Here is a 4529-nt window from a genome sequence, read left to right as displayed (position 1 = left end):
AAGCAGGCTACCAGTTTTGACCAGTTGCGTCCTTTGCGGGTTAAAGAAAATAAGTATCGCTGAAATGCTTATCTAATATAAGTTTCAGCCTTAGCGTACAATTTTCCCGTTTTGGCACGGTGACGCCAGTGACATCATCTTGTTCTTGGTATTCTTCATGAGTCATCAGAGCATCCACATCTATCAACCCCAAAAAAGACACCTGCTGTCCTTGTCTTTGCAGTTGATGAGCCATTTCAAAGGCTACCAAACCACCAAAACACCAGCCTCCAATTTGGTAAGGGCCTTGTGGTTGCACAGTTTGTATCGCTTGGATATAATCAGCTGCCATGTCTTCGACGCGATCGCGAGGTTTCTGTTGTTCATCTAAACCTTGTGATTCCAATCCATAAAATGGCTGCTCTAAACCGAGATGATAAGCCAAATCGCGATACCATAGGACCGTGCCACCACCCGGATGAACGCAGAACAAAGGTCGTTTAGAGCCTTTCGCCTGAAGTGGAACCAGTGTAGACCAACAAGGAGAATCGGCTTGTTGATGAAGAAGATTTGCTAAGTATTCAACAGTTGCATCTTGGAAGATTGATACTAAGGGCAGAGTTTTGCCAAATTGCTGCTGAATCCGAGCTATGAGGCTGATAGCCAACAAAGAATGACCACCGAGGTCAAAAAAGTTATCCCGGATTCCGATAGGATGGACATTTAAAATTTCCTCCCACACTTCCACCAGTTGCAGTTCTAGAGTATTACGGGGAGGAACAAAACTGGCTTTCATCCTAAGTTCCATATCCGGTGCGGGCAGGGCGCGGCGATCTACTTTGCCAGTGGAGGTAATAGGCAGAGCATCCAGCATCACAAAAGCAAAGGGCATCATATAATTAGGTAGCTTTTGTTTGAGGAAGCGGCGTAATTCATCATCTGTAGGTGGATTTTGGTTGGCAACAACATAGCCTACAAGACGTTTGTTACCAAAGCTATCTTCATGGACAATGACTGTGGTTTCTTGCACTTGAGGGTGTTGGTTCAATACCCCCTTAATTTCGCCTAGTTCGATTCGGAAGCCTCGAATTTTTACTTGAGTGTCACCTCGACCTAGAAAATCAATATTTCCATCTGGTAAGTAACGGGCTAGATCGCCTGTTTTATAAAGGCGTTCGGAATTAGAGGATTGGTCTTCTGTTTCCCCCCTGCTCCCTTGCTCCCCTGCTCCTCTGATTCGACCAAAGGGGTTTGGGATAAATTTCTCTGCTGTTAACTCTCTTGCGTTAAGGTAGCCTCTAGCTAAACATTTCCCAGCAATATACAATTCACCCACTACACCAATGGGTACAGGTTGGAGGCATCGATCTAGGATGTATATTTGGACATTACTAATGGGTCGGCCGATAAATACTGGCAACTGTGTATCTTCTAATACTAATTCTGACAATTTATAGTTGGTTACTGCTATCGTTGCTTCACTGGGGCCATATGCGTTAATTAATAGTGGGGGTTTTTCTAGGTTGTAGCGACGCAATCCTTCATCTATAAACCTTTGCCACAGTTTGACTTTTTCCATCTGCATTTCTTCTCCCCCAACAATCACCAGTCGTAATGATCTAGGTAGAGCTTCATTGGTCGCAGCTAATTCAGATATCAACTGATGCCAGTAAGCCGTTGGTAGTTCTAATACTGTCAGTTGCCATTCGTGACATTTTTGGACAAATGTGGAGGCATTCAACATTTCATCGGTACGTAGCACCAGTGTTGCACCACAACTGAGGGGATTATAGATTTCATCAACTGCTGAATCAAAACTGATAGATGAAAATTGTAAGATGCGATCGCTACTGTTGAGTTCATACAAAACCGTTGTTGCCGCAATGAAATTCACCAACGACTGATGTTCAATCGTTACGCCTTTTGGTTTCCCTGTAGATCCAGAAGTATAAATTACATAAGCTAAATTACTTGATTTAACGTCGGTGACTAAATTTTCCTCACTTTCAGTAGCGATAGCTTGCCAATCAGTATCTAAATAAATGACCTGTGCCTGATTCTTCGGCAATGAGTCCGCCAAATGTCGTTGAGTTAACAGAACCGACATTTGAGAATCATCCAACATATAAGCTAATCGTTCAGTAGGTAATCGCGGATCTAAAGGGACATAAGCCCCGCCAGCCTTGAGAACCCCCAGCATTCCCACTATCATCTCTAAAGAACGCTCGACGCAAATACCGACTAGTACCTCTGGTTTTACTCCTAAATTTTGCAGATAGTGCGCTAGTTGATTGGCACGGGTATTCAACTGCTGATAAGTCAACTGAGTATTCTCAAACATTACGGCCACAGCATCAGGCGATCGCTCTACTTGCTGCTCAAATATCTCATGGATACATAAACCTGCGGTATACTCGGTTTGAGTATCGTTCCACTCAATGAGTAGCTGATATTTCTCATCGGCCGTTAGCCAAGGTAATGCTGTCACAGGTTGCTGGGAATTAGCAACGATGCTCTCTAACAACGTCTGGAAATGTCCCATCATCCGCACAATGGTACTACTATCAAACAAATCACTGTTATATTCCCATTCCGCTATCAGTTCTTGCTCAGTTTCCTTGATTGTTAGTGCTAAATCGAACTGAACTGTAGTGTATTCCCATTTCAAAGGACTAAGTTTCAGACCAGGTAGTTGCAGTTCTCCCATAGACGCATTCTGCAAAGCAAACATGACCTGGAATAAGGGATGATAGCTCAAAGAACGCTCTGGTTGCAGTTCCTGAACCAGTTTTTCAAAGGGCAAGTCTTGGTGAGCATAGGCATCTAAAGCCATGTGCCGCACTCGTTCCAGTAACTCTAAAAAACTGGGATCTCCTTGCAAGTTGGTGCGTAACACCAAGGTATTGACAAAAAAGCCAATTAAAGATTCAACTTCTTCATGGTTCCGGTTAGCGATCGGGGAGCCAACAACAATGTCTTCCTGATTGCTGTAACGTGATAGTAAGAGTGCGAATGCCGCAAGCATTGTCATAAACAGAGTAGTTCCTGACTGTTGGCTCAAATGCTTTAACTTTTGTGTCAGTTCTCGATTGAGTTCACAGTACTCGGCGCTACCTCGAAAAGTCTGCACTGGCGGACGCGGGCGATCGGTGGGCAGTTTTAATAATGGCGGTATCCCAGCTAACTGTTGTTGCCAGTAATTAAATTTAGCTTGATAGACTTCGCCACTGAACCATTTTCGCTGCCAGTGGGCAAAGTCGGCATACTGAATCGGTAACTTTGGTAAAGGAGAAGGCTCTTTAGCACAGCAGGCTGTATAGAGAGTGGACAACTCGCGGGCGAATATCTCCATCGACCAACCATCACAAACGATGTGGTGCATTACAATTAGCAGTACATGGAATTTTTTGCCCAGGCGCAGCAACGATCGCAGCAAGCAATCGTTTGCCAGATCGAAAGGGCGTTGCGCCTCCTGTGTCGCTAATTGCCGTACTTGGGAAAACTGCTCCTCTGCTGGTAAATGTTCTAAATCTACCACAGACAGAGACATGGCTAAGTGAGGATTAATTACCTGCACTGGGGAACCATCCATGCTGACAAAAGTGGTACGTAGGACTTCGTGACGTTGGATAATTTGGACCATCGCTTGTTCTAGGGCGGCTACCTCAAGGCATCCGGTCACTTGCCACAGGCTAGGCACTTTGTAGTCAAAACTCTCTTTGTCCAGTTGGTCAAGAAACCACAGTCTTGCTTGGGCAAAAGACAGAGGAATTGCTTGCTCTCTAGTAACTGGTAAAATTGGGGGAGCTTGAGTATCATTGTCTGTTGCAGAGATTAGCTGTTGCGATCGAAGCTTTTTCAATACGAGTTCTCGTTTTTCTGGTGAGAGTTTGTTAAGACGTTGTAGCAAATCGCTCATGAAACTGTTCCGTAGAATAAGTGAAATACAAGTCAACTATGTGGTATTCAACAAGAAAGGCAGAGGGCAGGAGGCAGGAGGCAGGAGGAATACTGTTTTCGCCTTCTGCCCGTGACCAGAGGGAACATGGGTCTGAGTCCCCCACCATAATCTCTGATTTGGTGGACAAGAATTGGGCGGGGTTAAAGCCCCGTTCAAATTCTTCCCTTCTGCCTTCTGCCCTCTGCCTCCTGCCTTCTTTACAAAAGTAACTGCTGCTTCAGTTCCTCATCTGATAACTCATCAACCTCACCTAAAATCTGCTCTAGTGCGTCACGTTCCGCTTGCTCAAATTGTTGAGCAATAACTCGTTCAGCTAGTTCGGCAATGGTCGGACTATCAAATAAGTAACGCAGGGGTAACTCAAAAGCAAAGGCTTTGCGTAACCGTGAAATCACTTGAGTTGCTAGTAAAGAATGTCCACCAAGCTCAAAGAAGTTGTCATGAACGCTTACCTGTGCTAGTCCCCTAGCTATCTAATTGGTATTTTAGGGCTTGAGACTCAAGCACAGAGAGAATTTCTGTATGTTGATTGACCAAACCTTGTATTGCGGTAATTGGATCATGGTGAAGGCGATGTTTGCGTTGGCGA

Annotated in this window: 1 protein-coding gene and 1 pseudogene; both read right to left on the bottom strand. The window is 44.7% G+C overall.

Features of this window, described 5'->3' with window-relative positions; genetic code table 11:
• Window positions 1-40 precede the first annotated feature (40 nt).
• Window positions 41-3898: a non-ribosomal peptide synthetase gene (locus AC1F2U_RS34450; protein ID WP_480265229.1), complete on the bottom strand. Its 3858-nt coding sequence runs from the start codon at window positions 3896-3898 to the stop codon at window positions 41-43.
• A 239-nt stretch (window positions 3899-4137) separates the two neighbouring features.
• Window positions 4138-4401 (bottom strand): annotated as a pseudogene (locus AC1F2U_RS34445) (phosphopantetheine-binding protein); the annotation flags it as partial.
• Between the last annotated feature and the right edge of the window lie 128 nt (window positions 4402-4529).

The organism is Nostoc sp. LEGE 12454, from assembly GCF_056620565.1.
Note: the sequence above shows the minus strand (reverse complement) of the source record. Positions and strands in the feature narration are given on the sequence as shown.

Bases quoted from the DNA above. Each gene is read 5' to 3' on its own strand.
- AC1F2U_RS34450 (WP_480265229.1), bottom strand. From the start codon at position 3,898: ATGAGCGATTTGCTACAACGTCTTAACAAACTCTCACCAGAAAAACGA.